Raw genomic sequence first — 20368 nt, 5'->3', positions numbered from 1 at the left:
CCTGTCAGCGCCGGAGCTTCGCCAGTTCGACCGCGGCGCGCAGCTCGATATGAGCAAGCACGTCATCGAGACGCGGATCGTCGGTCGTCTCGCGGCGCAGCTCGAGCATGTTTTTCAATCGCTCGAGTTCCGAGGTCTGTACCGAACCGGAGAGCAGTGCCGCCTTCAGACGATCGAGGCCGTCGAGCAAATCATGACCCCGCTTGGCCTGGCGCTTCTTGCGCTCGTGGGGCTCCTCATAGGCCTGGACCGCGAGCAGCGTGTCGAGTGGGCCCGACGCGCTGACGCCGGCACTGCGCGCAGCCGCCTCGCCTTCCTTGGTCGGCAACGTGAATGCGGCGCCCCCCGAGCGCCTCGCGGAACCTGCCGGGCCGGCGTTGGAGATGGGCGCGCGCTGGTCGATCCTGATCATGGGCGCCTCGCTTGTTCGCTCGTCGGACCCTCGCGCCGGCATGGTTAACAGACGGTAAACCACCCGGCACAAACTGCCGCCCCGGCATTATCGGCAGCCGGCACTGGGCAGATCCGAGCCTGACCGAAATCTGCAAACAACTGATAAAACAGCGTTTTCAATTTTTCGACGTCTGGCACGGGGATCGCAGGAGGATATCCGACCATTTCCTCCTGCCGGTGAGACCATGTTCCGCATGCCCGCCCTGAAATCCCTGGTGACGCCGCTGGCCGCTCTGCTCGCGCTCGGCCTCGCCATGGCGGCCGGCCCGGCGCAGGCGCTGTCCCGCATCAAGGACCTCGCCTCCGTCGAGGGCGTCCGTTCGAACCAGATCCTCGGCTACGGCATCGTCGTCGGCCTCAACGGCACCGGCGACACGCTCAACAACGCCCCCTTCACCAAGCAGTCGCTGACGGCGATGCTGGAGCGTCTCGGCGTCAACACGCGCGGCGCCAACATGCGCACCGCCAACGTCGCGGCCGTGATGGTGACGGCGAACCTGCCGCCTTTCGCGACCCAGGGCACGCGGCTCGACGTCACCGTATCCGCGCTCGGCGACGCCAAGTCGCTGCAGGGCGGCACGCTGCTGGTCACGCCGCTGCTCGGCGCCGATGGCGAGGTCTACGCCGTCTCGCAGGGCCCGGTTGCGATCGCCGGCTTCTCGGCCGAGGGCGACGCCAGCAAGATCACTCGCGGCGTGCCGACGGTCGGCCGGATCGCCAATGGCGGTCTCGTCGAACGCGAGATCGAATTCGCCCTGAACAAGCTCAAGACGCTGCGGTTGTCGCTGCGCAATCCAGACTTCACGACCGCGCGCCGCATGGCCGCCGCGATCAATGACTTCCTCGGCGGCGACGCGGCCGAGCCCACAGACCCTTCGACGGTCGTTCTGCAGATCCCGCAGCGCTTCCAGGGCAATATGATCCGGATGCTCACCGATATCGAGCAGCTCCGCATCGTGCCCGACCAGCTCGCCCGCATTGTCATCGACGAGCGCTCCGGCATCATCGTCATGGGCAAGGATGTGCGAGTGTCCACGGTCGCGGTGGCGCAGGGCAACCTGACCGTCACGATCACCGAGGATCCGCAGGTCAGCCAGCCCAATGAATTTGCGCGCGGCAGAACCGTGGTGACGCCCCGCACCAACGTGAAGGTCGACACCGAGGGCGGCAACAAGCTCGCCCTGGTCAAGGAAAGCGTGACGCTGGCCGAACTCGTCGACGGGCTGAACGCGCTCGGCATCGGCCCGCGTGACCTGATCTCCATTCTCCAGGCCATCAAGGCTTCCGGCGCCCTGCAGGCCGAAATCGAGGTGATGTGATGAGTCCGACTCTTGCGCTACCGGCCGCGAAGCTGGCCCTCAACGCCGCCGGCAGCCTGGTCAACGGCATCGCCAACGCGCTCGACCCTGCCAAGGCCAAGGCCAAGAAGCAGGCCGACGATTTCGAGACGATGTTTCTCGAGCAGTTCACGCAGCAGGTCATGGCGTCGCCGCAGGGCAGCGAGGGTCCGCTCGGCGATAACGGCATCGGCGGCGACGTCTACAAGTCGCAGCTCACCCAGGAATACGCCAAGCAGATCCAGAAGGCCGGCGGCATCGGTCTGTCGGATACGATTCTGCGCGACCTGCTGAAGGTCCAGGAGCAGTCCGCCGGTCCGGCTCAGGGCGGCGGAGCGTAATATGTCGCTTGCCAGACGCGTTCTCGACGAGCGCCCGCGCATCGCCAGTGCAATCGAGGCCAGGACGCTGGTCGAAGGCGTCCTCGAGGCGCTTTCGGCCCTGTCCCACCTCGTCGGCGAGGAAACGGAACTCGTGCGAGCCGGCCGCCTGCCCGAAGCCCTGACGCGCGAACCGCGCAAGACGGAACTTGCGGGCGTCTACATGCGCGGCGTCGAGCAGGTGAAGCTCAACGCGGTCGCGCTGGCGCGCTTCGTCCCCGAGCAGGTGCAGCGCCTGAAGGCCGCGCATGTGTCCTTCCAGGCCCTGATCGAAACCAACCAGATCGTGCTGGCAACCGCCCGCGCCGTCTCCGAGTCGATCATCCGGGATCTCGCCGCCGATGCGAACCGCCCGTCCAAGGCGGCCGGCTATGGCCCGACGGCAACGGTCGGTGCCGGCGCCTTCGCCCGGCCGAACGCGGGGCCACTGATGGTGTCGCGGCGCCTCTGAGCGTCGCGGCAGCATTCGTCAATTTTTAGCTAATTCCCTTACGTCATATTCGATGTTGCCTGCCAGAATGCCCATGATTGGATAGGTCCGCCCTGTCCGATGCGTACGGCATGCAGCGGCCGCTTCCGCTGTGCCCGACTCCAGAAGGAGTGGAACATGGATTTTGGCAACGCGCCCAAGGCGGCGCCGGTCGGAGGCCTACCCCTCGTCAGCCGCGCCGACATCGTCGCTGCGCATGGCAGCGTTAGCGTCGAGCTTGCGCCCGAGAAGACCGTGCAGTCGGCCCAGGCCGGCGACGCGGTCAAGCTCGACGTGCGTGCCCAGGAGCGCGACGCCCGGGCCCGGGACGCCCGCAGCCGCCAGGCCTTCGAGGATCGCAGCGCTGCAAGGCAGCAGCAGCAGAGCCAGCGCGACGAGGAGATCGGCGAGGTCTTCGAGCGCCGCCTCGTCATCGATCCGAGCACGCGCGCCGTGGTCCTCCAGAAGAAGGACCGCGAAACCGGAGAGACGGTCTTCCAGCTTCCCGACGAAACGCTGCTCAAGCTGCGGATGTATTCGCGCGAGTTGACCGAGCGCGCCCGCGAGGCCGAGGACATGAACCACCGGCAGATCGAACGGATCGCCTGACCAACCCTCCTCCCACTTGCGCCGACGATGCCCGGACGCCCGCCTCGCGCGGGCGTTCGGCGTTCAGGCGCGTTGCCGTTTGGGCACCTCTCCGCGGCTCTTGTCGTCTCGTTAACCACTCTGCGAACCGGCCGCTGAAGCGCCGAATTCGACCTCGGAAATTTACCTCCTGTTACGGGCTGGCGACCAATGGTCCTCGGGTCGCGGCCAGAATGATCGCGACTGCCAGAAGGCACCAAACCAGAAGGGTTTACGATTATGGCTACCGCTATCTCGAACGGCGTTCGTTCCTCGCTCGCCTCGCTCCAGACCATCACCAGCCAGGCTGCCGCCGTTCAGAACCGTCTTGCCACCGGCAAGAAGGTGAACACGGCTGTCGATAATCCCGTCAACTACTTCACCGCCCAGTCGCTGAACAGCCGTTCGGACTCGCTGAAGGGCCTTCTGGATGGCATCTCCAACGGCATCCAGACCATCCAGGCGGCTTCCAAGGGCATCGACGGCATCACCAAGCTCGTCGGTTCGCTCCAGTCGACCGTGAAGCAGGCCCAGGCCGACGCGGCTCAGAACCGCCCGACCAAGGCCGGTACGGCTCTCGCCACCGCGGCTGAAGCCGCTGTGACCAGCAAGAGCCTGAAGGACATCGCGCTCGACAAGTCGATCGTCGACGTCACGTCGGTGACCACGCCCACGGCCGGCGCAGCAAACGCCGCCGAAGCTTCCAGCTCGGGTGACTTGGGTATCGCCGTCGCCGACACCTCGCTCGCGCTCTCGATCGTCTCCGGCAGCACGACTTACGAAGCTTCGTTCGATGCCGCCAACGTCACTGTTCGCGACGTCGTCAACGAGATCAACAAGTCGGGCATCGCCACCGCCTTCGTCGACGAGAAGGGCCAGCTCAACGTCAAGGGCACCGGCTCCGAGACGGTCGACTTCGGCTTCGGCTCCGGCGCTACAGCGGCCGCTGCCATCACCGACGCCCAGGCCGGTGGCGCCAATACCAACATCGGCTTCCTTGCCGCCGATGCCGTGCTGGCCACCTCCGAACTGACCTCGTCGAACGTCACCTCGGCTGTTCGCTCGAACCTCATCCAGCAGTACAACGACCTGCGCACGCAGATCGACGAACTCGCCAAGGATGCCGGCTTCAACGGCGTCAACTTGCTGCAGGGCGACAAGGTTTCGATCCAGTTCAACGAGAAGACCGGCAAGAACCAGTCGAAGCTGGACATCCAGGGCTCGACGATCACCTCGGACAACCTGGGCATCACCCAGGCGACCAACACGCAGCTCACCGGCTTCAGCAACTTCCAGAACGACGCGGACCTGACCAAGGCGACCGAAGCGCTGACCGGCGCGCTCACCTCGCTGAAGTCGCTCTCCTCGTCGCTCGGCGCCAACCTGTCGGTCGCCCAGACCCGCCAGGACTTCACCAAGGATCTGGCCGACGTCCTCTCGACCGGCGCCAGCAACCTGGTGAATGCCGACGCCAACGAGGAAGCCGCCAACCTGCTCTCGCTCCAGACCCGTCAGCAGCTCTCGCAGACGGCTCTGTCGCTCTCCTCGCAGTCCGACCAGGCTGTCCTGCGTCTGTTCTGATCCTTCGTCCGCAGAAGCGGGCAGCCCACAGGATGTGGGCCGAAGACAAGAAGGCGGCGGGGCCCATGGCTCCGCCGCCTTTCTTCATGAAGGCCCCCCTGCCACCATTGGACCTGAAGCCGGACACGGACCGGCTCCGGGCTCTCGTATTAACCAGTTGTTATCCTTAACGGGGGATTATCGGTCCAGATCAATCCGGACAGGCGCGCGAATCGCGTCTCCAGGGGACCGACGATGGCCAATACAATTCTCTCGAGCGGCGTCCGCAACAACCTGCTCACCCTGCAGCAGACCACGGCCCAGCAGAGCGTGATCCAGAACCGGCTCGCGACGGGCAAGCGCGTCAACTCGGCCATCGACAACCCCGTCAACTACTTCACCTCCCAGTCGCTGAACGATCGCTCCAGCCAGCTCACTGGGCTGCTTGACGGCATCTCCAACGGCATCCAGACCATCCAGGCCGCGTCCAAGGGCATCGACGGCATCACCAAGCTGGTTCAGTCGCTCCAGTCGACCGTGAAGCAGGCGCAGGCCGACGCCGCGCAGAACCGTCCGACCAAGGCCGGTACGGCTCTGGCCTCCGCAACGGAAGCCGCCGTGACCTCGAAGAGCCTCAAGGACATCGCGCTCGACAAGTCGGTCATCGACTTGACCGGCGGCACGGCGGCTACAGCGGACGCTGCCACCGCATCCAGCTCGGGTGACCTCGGTATCGCCGTCGCCAACACCTCGCTGGCGCTGTCGATCACCACCGGCACCACGACCTACGAAATCGCTTTCGACGCCGCCAACAAGACCGTTCGCGACGTCGTCAACGAGATCAACAAGTCGGGCATCGCCACCGCCTTCGTCGACGAGAAGGGCCAGCTCAACGTCAAGGGCACCGGCTCCGAGACGGTCGAATTCGGCTTCGGCTCCGGGACCTCCGCCGCGAACGCGATCACCTCGGCCCAGGGCGGCGGCAATAATACCGCGATCGGCTTCCTCGCAGCCGATGCCGTGCTGGCGACGTCCCAGTTGACCTCGTCGAACATCACGTCGGCCGTCCGTTCGAACCTTATCCAGCAGTTCAACGACCTGCGCGACCAGATCGACAAGCTTGCCGAGGATTCGAGCTTCAACGGCATCAATCTGCTGCAGGGCGACCGTCTCTCGATCGTCTTCAACGAGAAGACCGGCACGAACCAGACCAAGCTCGACATTCAGGGTTCGACCCTGTCATCGGAAAATCTCGGCATCGTCCAGGCGACGAATACTCAGCTCGCCGGCTTCTTCAACTTCCAGAACGACCTCGACCTCGACAAGGCCACTGAGGCCCTGACCAGCTCGCTGACCTCGCTCAAGTCGCTGTCGTCTACCCTCGGCTCGAACCTCTCGGTCGCCCAGACCCGCCAGGACTTCACCAAGGAACTGACCAACGTGCTGACGACCGGTGCCGACAACCTCGTTCTGGCCGATCCGAACGCCGAAGGCGCCAGCCTACTCGCGCTGAACACGCGCCAGCAGCTTTCCCAGACCGCCCTCTCGCTGGCCAACCAGGCCGATCAGGGCGTGCTCCGGCTCTTCGGCTGATCCGGCCGAAGACGGCGCGCCAACGTCCCTCCCCCAGCCAGAAGGCTCAGACGAACATGGCTCTCAAGGTCGAGCTCAAGCCGCGCGAGCGCATCATCATCGGCCAGGTGGTGATCCGCAACGACGAGCAGCGGACGCGGTTTTTCATCGAGGGCGACGCTCCGATCCTGCGCGAGAAGGACATTCTCACCGCCAACACCGCCGACACGCCGGCCAAGAAGATCTACCTCGCCATCCAGCTCATGTATCTGGCCCAGGACCCAATGCACCAGCACGAGGTCTATTTCGAGCTTGTCCGGGACTTCGTCCAGGCTGCGCCGAGCTCCCTGCCGCATATTCATGAGATTAATAACCGCATCTTAAGCAGCGATCTCTACAAAGCTCTGAAGGCAGCCAAGAAGCTGATCGCTTACGAAGCGGAACTCATCGAGAATGCAACACGGGTTTAACGCCTACGCCTCAGCCGCCCGAGCCAATCAGGCGGTCGTCTCTCCCCGAGAACTCGAAGCCTCCCTTCTGATCAAGGCCGCCGTTCGTCTTCAGGCCATTTCTGATGACTGGTCACTCGCGGATCGTGATCTTGACGAGGCGCTGAACTACAATCGCAAGCTCTGGACGCTGCTGGTCTCCGCTGTCGTGGCCGAGGACAACCCGTTGCCGGTCGGAATCAAGACCAACATCCTCAGCCTGGCCAATTTCATCTTCAACCAGACCTTCAGGATTGCTGCCAACCCCGCTCCCGAGGGGCTTCGCGTCCTCGTCGGCATCAATCGCGACATCGCTGCCGGCCTGCGCAACCGCTGAGCCCTTCCAGCAAAATCCCATCAAAACGAAAGGGGCGTCGCCGGTTGCCGGTGACGCCCCTTTCGTTTGTGCGCGAAGCGAGCCTTTAGAGATAGTTCGTCAGCGAGAGCTGCGAGAGAATCGACGTCGTCTGGTAGCTCGCCTGCAGCCGCGTCTGTAGCGCCAGGATCTGCACCGCGACCTCCTCGGTCGTCACGTTCTCGACGCCTGCGAGGGCCGTCGTGAGGTAGTTCTTGGTGCTGTCGTGGCGTTCCTTGGCGCGGGCCAGCGCTGTCTGCGCCGAGCCGAACTCAGTGATGATCTCGGCCGGCTTCTGGACGCTGCCGCCGAAGCCGAGCTTCTCGCCGACGCGGGAGGTCATCGCCTCGTAGCCGGCCTGCGCATTGGGGTCGCTGGCCGGGAAGGTCTCGATCGCCATGATCGCGAACTGCGCCAGGCCGACGCGAAACGCCTCCTCGTTGGCGCGCGCGCCGGTGCCGACCGTCTGCCCCTTGTCCGCCTGGACCGTCGCGGTCGAGCGGGCCGGGTCGCTGCCGTCATCACCCTGATACCAGATCACGGTGTTGGCGGCGGTACCCGCAACCGGCGCCGCCGTAGCGGTATCGTAGGGCGGGCCCGGCACTCGCAGCGGCGGATTGCTGACACTGCCCGCGAAGAAGTTTGCGGCAGCGACCTGCGAGGATGCGGCCGACAAGGTCGTCGCCGCCTCCTTGGTCACGGCGGAATTGATCGAGTTGCGCAGATTGGCAGCGGTCGCGTTGACGTCCGCGCCGATCTCGAAGGTGGTGGCGTCGGAGCCGTCGGTTCCAGGCGCGCGGGCCGTCAGGACGATCTCCTCCTGCGAGCCATCCGGCAGGTCGAGCACGATGCGCAGCGTATCGCCCGCGACCGGCTGGCTCGCCACCGTGACCGCAACGTCGGCGGGCGGACCGGCAGTGAAGGTCGAGGTCAGCGCGGCCGTGCTGCTGGTCGCTCCCGCGAGCTTGAACCCGTATGGATGCGCCGGGGCCTCATCGGCGATCGTCGCCGTCGCCGCAGCGCCACCCGTGACGAGGCGACCGAGCCCTGCGACACCGAGATCGGCCTGCTTGCGCTCGGAAATGAGCTGTCTGAGACCGGCACGGCCAGCCCCGTCCCCTTCGATCATCTCGGTATAGCTGACCGTGGGCTGGATGTCGGAGGTCTTCCCCGAGAACAGGTAACGCCCGTTCACCGACATGTTGAGCATGTCGAGGGTCTGCTTGAACTTCTCCTCGGCGAGCACCTGCGGCGCCGAACGGCCGGTCGAGCTCGCCACATAGCTGTTCGAGCGCGTGTCGTTGACGGTCTCGGCCGTCAGCTTGGCGAAGGTCTCGACCCCCGTCGAGGACAGCTTGAGGTTGACGTTCGCGAGAGCGATGCCGCTGAGCCAGGAATCGAGCGTCGAGACCTTGGCGTTGAGGTCGAGGCTCGTACGCCGATCCATGCCAAGGTCGCCGTAGCTCTCGGCCTTCTGCTGGGTCGCAAGCTGGCGCTCGAGATCCGTCAGCTCGGCCCGGTTGGAGACGAAGCTGTTGGGCTTGGCGGCACGATAGGCCCCGGTGCCGTAGGATGTGATGGTCATGGCGCGCTCACACTCTCATCAGGACGTCCATCATCTCCTTGACGGTCGAGATGATGCGGGCGTTGGCGGCGTAGGCGTTCTGAAGTTCGATCAGCGTCGCCATTTCCTGGTCGACATTGACCTGCGAGGTTTCCTGGAAGCGGCTCTGGACCGCGGCCAGCGCGACCTGCTGCCCTTCATCGAGCCGCTGGGCGGTCTCGACCGCCTGTCCCTGCGAGGAGACGACGCGCTGGACCAGGCTCGAGACGGTCGCGCTCGTCGTCGCGGTCGAGCCGTCCGTGCTCGTGCGGTTGGTCAAGGCGCGCTGGCTCTGGGTCAACCGCTCCAGCAGCAATTGCGGGCGCGTCACGTCGCCCTGTGCTGTCGTCGTGTCGAAGGTGACGAGCTTGGAGCGGTCGGCGATCAGCGCCGGGTTGACGGTGATCCGCCCCGCGAAACCGACGAGCTGCGAGCCGTTCTCGTAAGAGCCCGTATAGACCGCGTTCCCGGAGCCATCGACGAAGAAGGGCAGCTCGGCGCTGCCGCCGGCCGAGGACAAGGTCGTGGCGGTCGGACGGGAGGTCAGCGCCTTGACGTCGCGGGTGCCTGCGGCGCCGTCATCGACGATGCTCAGAACCGAGCCGGTGTTGGAGACGGTGAAACCGCCGCCGACCGCCGCCTGCATCTGCGCCGCGACGGAGGCCGGGCCGCCCGAGAAGTCGATGCCGATGACGCGGTTGTTGGCGTCGCCGCTGGCCGATGCCGGCAGGGGCAGCGATGCGGCCGACTCGACGCGCACGAAGGTGAAGCGCTGCGTCTGGCCGCCCGGCGTCACCGCATAGTCGAGCGTGACGGTATTCCCGGACTGCAGGCCCGCGAGGTCGACTTCGAACCCGGTCGCTGCGCCCGCCGTGACGGCCGTGCCCGCGATCTCGCGATCGGACAGCGCCCGCGACATCTGCGCCGCGATCTCGTCGAGCTGCGCCTGCGCCTGAACCAGCGTCTTGTCGCGCATCTCCACCAGCGCGGCGATCTCGCCGGAGCGGAAGGTCTTGTTCGCGATCGCGTCCATCACGCCACCAGAGCTGGTGGTCATGGTGATGGTGCCGACGCCGCGCTGGGTCGGATCGGAGCTCCACTGGTCGTCTGCCCCGAGACCGGAATGCTCGTCGAAGCCGAAGGTGACCGCCGGGCGACCATCGAAGATCTGCGTGCCCGATCCGGTGACGACGCTGATCGAGCCGCGCGCGTCCTCGCTGGTCTTGATGTCGATGTACTGAGACAGCTCCGACAGGATCAGGTCGCGCTGGTCCTTCAACCCGGCGACGCCCGCGTCGTTCGGGCTTCCGACGATGCGGGCATTCACATTCGTCAGTGCGTTGAGCAGGTTGTTGACCTGCGTGACGGCGCTGGCGATGCCGCTTTCCGCCTGTGAGCGCAACGCCTGCACGCCGTCCGACAAGGTGTTGAGCCGGGAGGCGAGCTGGCTCGCGGAGTCCAGCACGGCCGTCCGCAGGCTGTAGGATGACGGATCGTTCTGCAGCGCCTGCAGCGCGGAGGTGAAGCCGTTGTAGACCGTGTCGAGCGCCGTCGCGCTGCCGGGCGCGCCATAGAGCTTGTCGACGCTGGACATCATGTTCGCGCGCGTCGAGGTGTAGGCCGCCCCGGCGGATTCCTGCCAGAGCTGATGCTGGACGATCTTGTCCAGCAGGCGCTGGACCTGCGTGCTCTGCGTGCCGACCGTCAGCCCGCTCAGGCTGTCCGATGTCGAGACGGCGCGACGGACATAGCCCGTCGTCCCCGCATTGGAGACGTTCTGCGAGACGACGCCGATGCCGACCTGCGTCGCATTCAGCCCCGAGATCGCCGTATTGAGGGACGTGCTGAGACCCATCTCCAGCTCCTGTCGCGCGAGAGCCGGATCCGATCAGGTTGCATCAACCTGATCGGTGAATCCGCCTCTCAACTCTTGATAGAGAACGCGTGGTCCGATCGGATTGCTTCGCAATCTGATCGGCGCGTGCCCTAGCGGCCCTTCTGGGCCGCACCCAGACCCTGCAGCGAAGCCTTCAGCGGATGATGCTGAAGACGTCGCGCAGCATCTCCTGCGCCGTGGTGATCACCTTGGTGTTGGCCGAGTAGGCCTGCTGGGTGACGATCATCTTCGAGAACTCGTCGGCGATGTCGGTGTTCGACTGCTCGACATTGCCGCCGATGAGCTGCGAGGTGCCGAGGCCGATGATCGGCGGGCCGGACTCGATCGTCTCCTCGAAGGCTCCGCCATCGAGCCGCTTCAGAGCGTTGTCGGCGTTGAAACGCGCCACCGAGAGCTGCGCCAGCGCGACGACCTGGCCATTGCTGAAGGTGCCGATCACCTGGCCATCGGCAGAGACCGAGACGCGGTCCAGCGTACCGGCGGTATAGCCGTCCTGCCGGATCGAGCGGGCATCGATCTGGCCGCTGACGTCGCCGTTCTGGGTCAGGCCATTGCCTCCCGTGGTGACGTTGATGCCGGTGATCGTCGTGCCGGCGATGGTCATCGTCGGCAGCGTGATGTTTCCAGAGGCAGGCGCCGTCATCTGACCGGTCGAATCGAAGGTCACGTCGATATTGGCGTTGCGGTAGGCGGTCGCTGCGCCGGTTGCGCCGGTGTTCTCCGCGACGAAGAGGTTCCAGGTGTCGACCGTCGCCGGCGGGCCGGCCGAGGCGTTGGTGGTCTTGGCCCAACGCAGTTCGACGCTGGTCGCCTTGCCGAGCGCGTCATAGACGGTGACCGATCCGCCCGGGATCGACTGACTCAAGAAGTTAGTGATCTCGCTGCCGATGACGATGCCCGTGCCGCCCTGGGTGGTGGAGAGCGGGTTGCTTGTGAAGCCGGTCGGGCTCAGCAGTTCCGAACCAGGGACGGTCGCGTCGGCGTTATTGGTCCCCGGGAAGGCCGGGATGTTGGCGCGGTACTCGATCGAGGTCGTCGCCTTCGCCGGGAACTGCTCCTTGGTGATGCGCAGGACCTCGGGCTGGGTGCCGATCAGCGAACCCGTCACCGTGTCGATCTTCAGGCCCTTGAGGTAGTAGCCCGCGCCGTTGACCAGATAGCCATTGGCGTCGAAATCGAAATCGCCGCGCCGCGTGTAGAGATTGCTGTTGGCGAACTGCATATTCGAGCCGACGCCGTTGAGGCGCTGGTCGACGACGAAGAAGCCGTCGCCGTTGATCGCGGCGTTGGTCTCGATGCGGGTCGCGCTCAGATCGCCCTGGATCGAGTTCGTCGCCTGGCTGAAGGCCGCGACCGAGCCGGCGATCTGCCGGTTCAGTGCCGAATCCGGCACCAGATCGGAGAAGGTCGTATCGACCCGCTTGAAGCCGGCCGTGCGGGAATTGGCGATGTTGCCGGAGATGTTTTCCAGCGCATAGGACTGCGCCTGCATCCCCGAAACCGCTGTCGTCAACGCGCTGAAGACACCCATGAAACCCTCACCTCGACCGGCGCCCCCCAAGGGCAGCCACACTTTCGAGGCGAAGATTGCACGGCCCATGCCATGAGGCGGGGCCTTATATTTCAGCGCCTTGAATGGTTTAGAAGGTGTTTCGCGGTGGTTTTCGCCGGGCAGATTCAGCCCTGCCCGGCAGATTCTGCCTAAGCGCGGCCGCCAAAGGCCGGGCCGGTCAGGAAGTTGCCTGCTCTGAGCTGCCGCGCCACGAGGCCAAGTCGCCGGCGACATCCGCCAATGTCGGCGGCGGCGCCTCGACGAAAGGCAGCGGCCGGCAGACGGCCAGCGCCGCCAGCCCGATCCGGGCGGTCAGCATGCCATTGATCACGCCCTCGCCCAGCTTGGCCGAGAGCCGCGCCGCCAGGCCCTGCCCCACCACCTGCTGGATCACGGCGTCGCCCGCAGCGATGCCGCCGGTCAAGACGAGGTGGTTCAGCACCTGCCGTGCCAGCCTCAGCAGGCCGAGCGTGCCGGGCCTGCCAGCATAGATGCCCGCGATGGAGCGCAGCAGCCGCGCGCAGGCGACGAGCACGAAGACGACATCCACCAGGGCACGGGGGCTGACCGCCGTGACGAGCGAGACGCGCCGTGCCGCCTGCGCGATCTGTGCCTGGGCCGCCGCATCGAGCGGCGTCATCAGGCTGCGCTCGGTCACCGTCAGAAGATCGCGCGCCGCAAAGAGCTGCGGCAGGCTGTCGGCGAGCAGCGCTCGCCCCTTCGCCGTGTCCGCCCGCGACGCGTAGAGCTGCGTGAGCTCGTCGGTCACCGCCCTTGCTTCGGTGAGGTCGCTGTCGGCGAGAGCACTGGTCGCGCGCAGGCGCAGCGCCTCGACCTTGCGCTCGCGCAGGATGTCGCGCAGCACGCGCGCCAGCATAACGAGCAGCGCCAGCGCGGCCACGGCGGCGCAGGCCAGCGCCGCGTAACCCAGCACCGGGCTCTGGTTCATCAGCGAAACGATGGTGCGCTCGGCCCAGACACCGATCGAGAGCGTCAGGAAGCCGGAGAGGCCGGCGATGAACAGGCCGCCCCACGACCAGCGCCGCCGCGCGACCGGCACAACGGTCGTCTCGGCCGCGTCGATCGGCTCGCTTTCCGGCAGGATCGCGACGCCGCCCTCGCGGCTGATCTCGTCCCCCGCCATGTCCGGACTGGCCGGATCCAGCCTGATCGCGCGCGGAGCCTTGCTCATGCCAGTCTGTCCCCGATCAGGAACTCAAGCGCGCGGTCGAGGCGAATCTGCGGCGGCGGCCGGGTGCGGCCACCAGCATCGGGCACCATGAGCGGCGGGCGGAACCGTGGCGCCCGGATCTGCCAGCGCGCCTGCGGATCGAAGACCGCTTCCGGGCGCTCCGGCAGCTCGCCCGGAAAGATCGCAGCCTCGGCCGTTCCGTCGAAGACCTCGCCATCGATGGCCTCGCCGGCTTCGGGCACGCCCGCAATCGCGGGCAGTTCCTCGCGGCCCTGCTTGATGCGGACCTCGCGCGTCGCCCGCACGGCAGCGAGCGCCATGGCCTCGACGCGGGCGCCGGCTCCCTGCGCGCGGGAGGCCGCGCGGCTGACCAGATGCGACATCACCGCCGCCAGCCGGTCATGGCTCGAATGGTGGACATGGTCGGCCTTGGTCGCCGCGAAGAGCACTCGCTCGATCCGCGGCGCGAACAGGCTCGTGAGCCAGGAATTGCGCCCGACCTGAAAGGCGGCGAGCGCCTGGCCGAGCGCAGTCTCGAGATCGGCCAGCGCCGGCGCGCCGGCGTCGAGCGCCGCCAGCACGTCGACCAGCACGATCTGCCGATCCAGCCGGGCGAAATGGTCGCGGAAGAACGGCGCCACCACGACGCGCTTGTAGGCCTCGAAGCGGTCCGCCATCAGCCCGCCGAGCGTACCGGGTCGCGGCTCGGCGTCATGGCCGAGATCGAGCGGCGCGAAGGTCAGCGCCGGCGAGCCCTCGAGATCGCCCGGCATCAGGAAGCGCCCGGGCGGCGTCACCGCCACCGCCTCGGGATCGGCCCGGAGCCTGGCGAGATAGGCCTTGAACAGGTCGCTCGCGGCCTCCGCCGCCATCTCGTCGGGCGGCCCCGCCGGGTCGCGCTGCGGCAGATCGGCCAGCCATTCGGCCGCCGCTGCCTGCCGATGGGCCTTGCGTGCATCCCCGACTGCCTGGCGCGACCACGTCTTGTAGTCCTGTCCGATCAGCGCGAGGTCGAGCAGCCATTCGCCTGGATAATCGACGATGTCGAGCGTCAGCGTCGCCGGTCCCTTGAACCAGCCGGCGGCACGCTCGTAGTCGATCTCGACGCGCAGTTCCGAAATCCGCCGCGTCGAATCCGGCCAGCGCCGCTCCGCCCCGTTGAGCGCCGCGCGATGCGCTTCGTAGGGAAAGCGTGGGATGTCCGGATCGGGCTGCGGCACGAGCCGCACGCGCGAGATCCGACCCTCGGTCGCGGCCTTCAGGACGGGGAGCTTCGCGCCCTCGATCAGGTTCTGGATCAGGGCCGTGGTGAAGACCGTCTTGCCCGAGCGCGACAGGCCGGTGACGCCGAGCCGCAATCGCGGTCGCGCCATCCCCAGCAGGCTGTCTCCGAAGGCGAGCGCCGCATTGCGCGCCTCGTCGAGATAGGAACCCTGGCTCACCGGCGTGCCGCCCGGATCAATCGTCCGGCCCTTCGCCGAGCGAAGCGGGGGTCACGAAACGGTCGAGCCGGCCGGAACGAAGGCTGAGATCGCGCCAGTCCTCGATGTCGAAATCCAGGACGGCAAGGCCGCAGGTCGGATACTTCTCGGCCATGCGCGCCGCGGCGTAACGGTCGCCATGCCCCGTGAGCTTGGCGGCAAGCTCCTCGAAGCCGGGATTGTGGCCGATCATCAGCAGGACGCGGACGGCGGGCTCGGCCTCCTGCACCACCTTCAGCAGGCGCTCGGGCGGCGCCTCGTAGATGCGCGGCTCGAAATGCGTGCCCGGACGCTCGGGCAGCATCGGCCGCACCAGTTCCCAGGTCTCGACCGTGCGCTTGGCCGGCGAGATCAGGACCAGATCGGGCAGCAACAATTCGTCGGCAAGGTAGCGCCCCATTACGGGAGCGGCTTCACGCCCGCGCACCGCCAGCGGCCGGTCGCGGTCGGGAGTGTTGGCGGGCCTGCTCGACTTGGCATGGCGCAGAAGCATGAGGCGTCGCATCAATGGAACCTAGTGAGAGACCGAGAGATTTGCGAGAGGCGGCATCGTCAGCGGCTTTCGCGCCTGACCATGAAGGCGAGCTTCTCGAACAGCGAAACATCCTGCTCGTTCTTGAGCAGCGCGCCGTGCAGCGGAGGGATCAGCTTGCGCGGGTCGCGCTCTCGCAGCACCTCGGGGCCGATGTCCTCGGCGACGAGCAGCTTCAGCCAGTCGAGCAACTCCGATGTCGAGGGCTTCTTCTTGATGCCCGGCACCTCGCGCACCTCGAAAAACAGCTTCAGCGCCTCCTCCATCAGCCTCTTCTTGATGCCGGGGAAATGCACCTCGACGATGGCCTGCATCGTCTCCGCGTCCGGGAAGCGGATGTAGTGGAAGAAGCAGCGGCGCAGGAAGGCGTCCGGCAGTTCCTTCTCGTTGTTGGAGGTGATGATCATCACCGGCCGCCGCGCCGCCCGGATCGTCTCGCCGGTCTCGTAGACATGGAACTCCATGCGGTCGAGTTCGAGCAGGAGGTCGTTGGGGAACTCGATGTCCGCCTTGTCGATTTCGTCGATCAGCAGCACCGGACGCTCGGGCGAGGCGAAGGCCTCCCAGAGCTTGCCGCGCTTGATGTAGTTGCCGATGTCGGAGACGCGCGGGTCGCCGAGCTGACTGTCGCGCAGGCGGCTGACCGCGTCGTACTCGTACAGCCCCTGCTGGGCCTTGGTCGTCGATTTGACGTGCCAGGTGATCAGCGGTGCCTTCAGCGCGGCCGCGACCTCCTCCGCCAGCACGGTCTTGCCGGTGCCGGGCTCGCCCTTGACCAGCAGCGGCCGCTCCAGCCGGATCGCGGCATTGACCGCGACGGTGAGGTCATCGGTGGCGACATAATTCTCGGTACCGGCGAAACGCATGCAAAGGCCTTCTGCGGGATGATCGCGGAAGGCTAGCCCAGGATCGCTCCAACAGGAAACCTCCACCGTCAGGCTCCGCGCAGGCCGCCCCACCTAAGACCTCGACCGGAAAGGCGAATTTCCGCGCGCCGCAACGGTTTGGCGGTTGTGTTGCCGCCGCCCAGACCGCACAGTCCACAGGCTCCTGACCGCTTCGAATCGCAAGGCATTCCCTTGGCCGGAACCGTCGATCCTTCCGTCTACAAGGACGCTGCCGTGGTGCTCGCGACGGCGGGCGTGATCGTGCCTTTCGCCAAGTCCCTGCGGGTCAATTCCGTCGTGGCCTTCATGGCCTGCGGCGCCCTCGTCGGCCCATTCGGATTGGGCGGCCTCGTTTCCTCGGTCCCGCTGCTGAGCACCATCACCGTCTCGAGCCCGGAGGCCTTGGCCGGGACGGCTGAACTGGGCGTGGCCTTCCTGCTCTTCGTGATTGGGCTCGAACTCTCCTTCGAGCGGCTCCTGACGATGCGCCGCTTGGTGTTCGGCCTCGGGCTCGGCCAGGTCGCGCTCTCGGCCGGCATCATCGGAACGGCGGCCTTCATGCTGGGCCAGCCTGCCGCGGCGGCATTGATCATCGGGTTCGGCCTGGCCTTGTCCTCGACGGCGATGGTGGTCGAGCTGCTGTCGGCCAAGAGGCGCATGATGTCCTCGGCCGGACGCGCCAGTTTCGCCGTGCTGATCTGCCAGGACATCGCGGTCGTGCCCCTGCTCTTCCTGGTCAGTGTGCTCGGCGCGCAGAACGGCGGCGGCTCGCTACTCGCTGGCCTGGCCCAGGCCCTGCTCCAGGCTGTCGCGGCGATCGCGATCATCGTCCTGGTGGGCCGACTGGCGCTCAGGCCGCTCTTCCGCCTCGTCGCCTCGACCGATTCCTCCGAGAGCTTCATGGCGGCGACGCTGCTGATCGCCATCGGGACCGGCATGATCGCCGCCGCGGCCGGCCTGTCGATGGGGCTCGGCGCCTTCATCGCCGGTCTCCTGCTCGCCGAAACCGAGTATCGGCGCGCCATCGAGGCGACGATCGACCCGTTCAAGTCGCTCCTGATCGGCGTCTTTTTCCTCACCGTCGGCATGAGCGTGAACCCGGCCCAGATCGCTGCGCAGCCATTCGCCATCCTGGGCATCGCGATCGGCCTGTTCGCCACGAAATCGCTGATCATCTTTACGCTTGCCCGCGTCTTCCGGCTGTCCAAGGCGACGGCGCTGGAAACTGCGATCATGGTGGGGCCCGGCGGCGAATTCGCCTTCGTTCTGCTGAACGGCGCGGTCGGCGCCAAGCTGCTGGGCCAGGAGGCCGCGAGCCTGGTCCTGGCCGGCGTCTCGCTGACCATGATCGCGTTGCCGCTGCTGGCGCGCCTGGCCGCGGCGCTGGCTGCGAAGCTCGCCGTGCCCGTCGTGCTGCCCGAGGAGGCGACGGTCCTGCCGCCGGACGACCACTCGGCGCGGGCCATCGTCGTCGGCTGCGGCCGTGTCGGCCAGCTGGTCGGCAGCATGCTCGAGGAGCACGGCAAGCCCTATATCGTGATCGACTCAGACGCCTCGTTGATCTCGGCCCAGCGGCGGGCCGGGCGGCCCGCCTATTACGGCGACGCCACCAGGTCGGATTTCCTGCGCCTGTGCGGGCTGGACGACGCGACGGCTCTGATCGTGACCATCGATAGCGCCCGCGCGGTCGATGCCACGGTGCAGGCGGCGCGCGCGCTCAGATCCGACCTCGTCATCGTGGCGCGCGCCCGCGATGCGGAGCATGCCCGGCATCTCTACAAGATCGGCGTCAACGATGCGGTGCCCGAGACGATCGAAGCGAGCCTTCAACTGTCGGAGGCGGCGCTGGTCGGCCTCGGCGTGCCGATGGGCCTCGTCATCGCCTCGGTCCATGAGAGGCGCGACGGCTTCCGTGCCGAGCTCAAGCCGGCAGACGCCGCGGCCCCGACTCTTCCGCGGCACGCGCGTTCGCGAAGGCTGTGACACTGGGCCCGGGCGCCACGGCCGCCCCGTTGCGCGGAAGCCGGCCCGCATTCTGGCCGGCGACCTGCCGGATATGGCCGTAGAACTGCGCCGCACTGCGCCGCCAGCTATGGCTGGCCGCGAGCTCCAGGCAGATCTCTCGCGGGACGCGCAGAGCCTGGAGCGCCGCGGTCCGAAGATCCTCGTTCAGGATCGCGGCGCCGCTGCCGGCGAAGACGTCGCGCGGGCCTTGCACCGGGAAGGCCGCGACCGGCAGGCCGCTCGCCGCCGCCTCCAGCAGAACGATGCCGAAGGTGTCGGTCAGGCTCGGGAAGACGAAGACGTCCGAGGATGCATAGATCGCGGCGAGCTCCTCGCCTTCGCGCGTGCCGAGGAAGGTAACGTCGGGAAAGGCGCGCTGCAGATCTGCGCGCGCCGGCCCGTCACCGACCACGACCTTGCTGCCCGGCAGCCGCAGCGACAGGAATGCGTCGAGGTTCTTCTCGACCGCGACGCGGCCGACGCTGAGGAAGATCGGGCGTGGCAGGTCCAGCACGCTGTGCGGGCGCGGATGGAACAGCGACAGATCGACGCCACGCCCCCAGCGCACGATCTTCTCGAAACCGTGCTGGCGCAGCTCCGTCTCGACCGATGCGGTCGAGACCATCACGGCGGCAGCCGGCCCGTGGAAACGGCGCAGGAAGCCGTAGCTCCAGCTCTCGGGGATCGGCCAGCGCGCCGCGACATATTGCGGGAAACGGGTGTGGTAGCTCGTCGTGAACGCCCGCTTCTGGGCGAGGCAGGCCGCCCGGGTCAGCCAGCCGATCGGTCCCTCCGTCGCAATATGGATGTGGTCGGGCCCGAAATCGGCGATCCGCTCGGCCACGGCACGCTGCGTCGTCAAGGCGATGCGGATATCGGGATAGCTCGGCAGACCGACCTGCGCGAACCCTTCCGGCGTCAGCATCTTCGGCGTGACGCCGAAATCCGGCCCTGCCTCTGCCATCCGTTCCAGCGAGCGCACGACGCCGTTGATCTGCGGACGCCAGGCGTCCGTCGCGATCATCACGCGCATCAGGCAGCCTCGACGAGCGTCGGCACGGCGACGGGCCGCGTCGGCACGACGACCGGAACCGGCGTCTCGCCCTTCAGGCGGCCCTGCGGCCAGCGGATCAGCTCGAAGCGTCCGTCATGATGCTCGACGAAGGCGGTGCAGCTTTCGACCCAGTCGCCGGTATTGATGTAGGTCAGCCCGTCGATCTCGCGGAACGCGGCATGGTGAATGTGGCCGCAGACGACGCCGTCGGCGTCGTGCCGGCGCGCCTCGGCCGCCAGGCAGGTCTCGAACTCGCCGATATAGTTGACCGCGTTCTTGACCTTGTTCTTCGCCCAGGCCGAAAGCGACCAATGCGGCAGGTTGAGCAGCCGGCGCACCTTGTTGACGACCGTGTTGGAGGCCAGCGCGATCGTGTAGGCCCAGTCACCGAGCAGGGCGAGCCATTTGGCGTTGCGCACCACGAGGTCGAACAGATCGCCATGGATGACGAGCAGGCGCTTGCCGTCGGCCGTCTCGTGGACGACCTCGTCGACGAGCGTGATCCCACCGAACTGCAACCCGGTGAAATCCCGCAGGAAATCGTCGTGGTTGCCGGTGACGTAGATCAGCTTGGAGCCCTTGCGGACCTTGCGCAGCAGCTTCTGGATGACGTCGTTGTGCGATTGCGGGAAGTACCAGCCGCTCTTCAGCCGCCAGCCATCGATGATGTCGCCGACCAGATAGATCTGGGGGGCATCGTACGCCCGCAGGAATTCCAGGACCAGATCGGCCTGCGCCCCGCGCGTGCCGAGGTGGAGATCCGAGATGAAGATGCTGCGAACCTGCTTCGCGTCGTCCTCGTCGCCCATGCCGCCCGGCCCATCCTGTTGCGATGCGTCCGGCATGTGTCTGATTTGCGTTGCGCTTTGATGACGGAACGAACGATCCGTGGTCTGTCTGTGGGCGAAAGCGCGAAGCCTCTGGA

Annotated in this window: 19 protein-coding genes; 9 read left to right on the top strand and 10 right to left on the bottom strand. The window is 66.7% G+C overall.

Annotated elements, in window-relative coordinates; genetic code table 11:
* Positions 1-4 precede the first annotated feature (4 nt).
* Positions 5-412, bottom strand: coding sequence for a flagellar assembly protein FliX (locus tag VGN82_RS24665; RefSeq protein WP_327529711.1), 408 nt, complete (start codon positions 410-412; stop codon positions 5-7).
* A gap of 295 nt (positions 413-707) precedes the next feature.
* Here VGN82_RS24665 and VGN82_RS24660 point away from each other — a divergent pair, with 295 nt between their 5' ends.
* The 8 genes from VGN82_RS24660 (at position 708) to flaF (ending at position 7223) form a co-directional block, all read left to right on the top strand.
* Positions 708-1772, top strand: a complete 1065-nt coding sequence (locus VGN82_RS24660; RefSeq protein ID WP_414644402.1) for a flagellar basal body P-ring protein FlgI — start codon at positions 708-710, stop codon at positions 1770-1772.
* Positions 1772-2131 (top strand): rod-binding protein, encoded by a 360-nt coding sequence (locus VGN82_RS24655; RefSeq protein ID WP_327529710.1) that lies wholly within the window; start codon positions 1772-1774, stop codon positions 2129-2131. Before VGN82_RS24660 ends, VGN82_RS24655 begins: the two co-directional genes overlap by 1 nt.
* Position 2132: 1 nt before the next feature.
* On the top strand, positions 2133-2621 hold the full coding sequence (locus VGN82_RS24650) for a hypothetical protein (RefSeq protein ID WP_327529709.1): 489 nt from the start codon (positions 2133-2135) through the stop codon (positions 2619-2621).
* 156 nt (positions 2622-2777) lie between these two features.
* The gene (locus tag VGN82_RS24645; RefSeq protein ID WP_327529708.1) at positions 2778-3248 is read left to right on the top strand and encodes a hypothetical protein; all 471 of its coding nucleotides are present in this window, start codon (positions 2778-2780) and stop codon (positions 3246-3248) included.
* Between the two features lie 258 nt (positions 3249-3506).
* Positions 3507-4847 carry a flagellin N-terminal helical domain-containing protein gene (locus VGN82_RS24640; protein ID WP_327529707.1) on the top strand — a complete coding sequence of 447 codons (1341 nt, stop codon included), beginning with the start codon at positions 3507-3509 and terminating at the stop codon, positions 4845-4847.
* A 234-nt stretch (positions 4848-5081) separates the two neighbouring features.
* Positions 5082-6419 carry a flagellin N-terminal helical domain-containing protein gene (locus tag VGN82_RS24635; protein ID WP_327529706.1) on the top strand — a complete coding sequence of 446 codons (1338 nt, stop codon included), beginning with the start codon at positions 5082-5084 and terminating at the stop codon, positions 6417-6419.
* A gap of 56 nt (positions 6420-6475) precedes the next feature.
* A complete protein-coding gene (gene flbT / locus VGN82_RS24630; RefSeq protein WP_327529705.1) occupies positions 6476-6868 on the top strand; it encodes a flagellar biosynthesis repressor FlbT in 393 nt (130 codons plus the stop codon).
* Positions 6852-7223, top strand: coding sequence for a flagellar biosynthesis regulator FlaF (gene flaF, locus VGN82_RS24625; protein WP_327529704.1), 372 nt, complete (start codon positions 6852-6854; stop codon positions 7221-7223). The genes flbT and flaF overlap by 17 nt, the downstream gene beginning before the upstream one ends.
* An 85-nt stretch (positions 7224-7308) precedes the next feature.
* Here flaF and VGN82_RS24620 read toward each other — a convergent pair whose 3' ends face one another.
* The 7 genes from VGN82_RS24620 to VGN82_RS24590 form a co-directional block, all read right to left on the bottom strand.
* Positions 7309-8826 (bottom strand): hypothetical protein, encoded by a 1518-nt coding sequence (locus VGN82_RS24620; protein WP_327529703.1) that lies wholly within the window; start codon positions 8824-8826, stop codon positions 7309-7311.
* Between the two features lie 7 nt (positions 8827-8833).
* Positions 8834-10699: a flagellar hook-associated protein FlgK gene (gene flgK, locus VGN82_RS24615; RefSeq protein WP_327529702.1), complete on the bottom strand. Its 1866-nt coding sequence runs from the start codon at positions 10697-10699 to the stop codon at positions 8834-8836.
* 175 nt (positions 10700-10874) lie between these two features.
* The gene (locus VGN82_RS24610) at positions 10875-12272 is read right to left on the bottom strand and encodes a flagellar hook protein FlgE (RefSeq protein ID WP_327529701.1); all 1398 of its coding nucleotides are present in this window, start codon (positions 12270-12272) and stop codon (positions 10875-10877) included.
* A gap of 199 nt (positions 12273-12471) precedes the next feature.
* Positions 12472-13485, bottom strand: coding sequence for a YcjF family protein (locus VGN82_RS24605; RefSeq protein WP_327529700.1), 1014 nt, complete (start codon positions 13483-13485; stop codon positions 12472-12474).
* The gene (locus VGN82_RS24600) at positions 13482-14927 is read right to left on the bottom strand and encodes a YcjX family GTP-binding protein (RefSeq protein WP_327529699.1); all 1446 of its coding nucleotides are present in this window, start codon (positions 14925-14927) and stop codon (positions 13482-13484) included. The genes VGN82_RS24605 and VGN82_RS24600 overlap by 4 nt, the downstream gene beginning before the upstream one ends.
* A 16-nt stretch (positions 14928-14943) precedes the next feature.
* The gene (locus VGN82_RS24595) at positions 14944-15459 is read right to left on the bottom strand and encodes a SixA phosphatase family protein (RefSeq protein WP_327529698.1); all 516 of its coding nucleotides are present in this window, start codon (positions 15457-15459) and stop codon (positions 14944-14946) included.
* A 59-nt stretch (positions 15460-15518) separates the two neighbouring features.
* Positions 15519-16364, bottom strand: a complete 846-nt coding sequence (locus VGN82_RS24590) for an AAA family ATPase (RefSeq protein ID WP_327529697.1) — start codon at positions 16362-16364, stop codon at positions 15519-15521.
* A gap of 213 nt (positions 16365-16577) precedes the next feature.
* On the opposite strand from VGN82_RS24590, the gene VGN82_RS24585 reads away from it, so the two are divergent.
* The gene (locus VGN82_RS24585) at positions 16578-18368 is read left to right on the top strand and encodes a cation:proton antiporter domain-containing protein (RefSeq protein ID WP_327529696.1); all 1791 of its coding nucleotides are present in this window, start codon (positions 16578-16580) and stop codon (positions 18366-18368) included.
* On the opposite strand, the gene VGN82_RS24580 is transcribed toward VGN82_RS24585, so the two are convergent.
* Together VGN82_RS24580 and VGN82_RS24575 are read right to left on the bottom strand one after the other, a co-directional pair.
* Positions 18307-19422, bottom strand: coding sequence for a glycosyltransferase family 4 protein (locus VGN82_RS24580; protein ID WP_327529695.1), 1116 nt, complete (start codon positions 19420-19422; stop codon positions 18307-18309). The two genes, VGN82_RS24585 and VGN82_RS24580, sit on opposite strands and share 62 nt — an antisense overlap.
* On the bottom strand, positions 19422-20252 hold the full coding sequence (locus VGN82_RS24575; protein ID WP_327529952.1) for a UDP-2,3-diacylglucosamine diphosphatase: 831 nt from the start codon (positions 20250-20252) through the stop codon (positions 19422-19424). The genes VGN82_RS24580 and VGN82_RS24575 overlap by 1 nt, the downstream gene beginning before the upstream one ends.
* Between the last annotated feature and the right edge of the window lie 116 nt (positions 20253-20368).

It is taken from the genome of Allobosea sp. (assembly GCF_035999205.1).
Taxonomy (GTDB): Bacteria; Pseudomonadota; Alphaproteobacteria; order Rhizobiales; family Beijerinckiaceae; genus Allobosea.
This window is presented reverse-complemented; position numbering and strand designations above follow the sequence as displayed.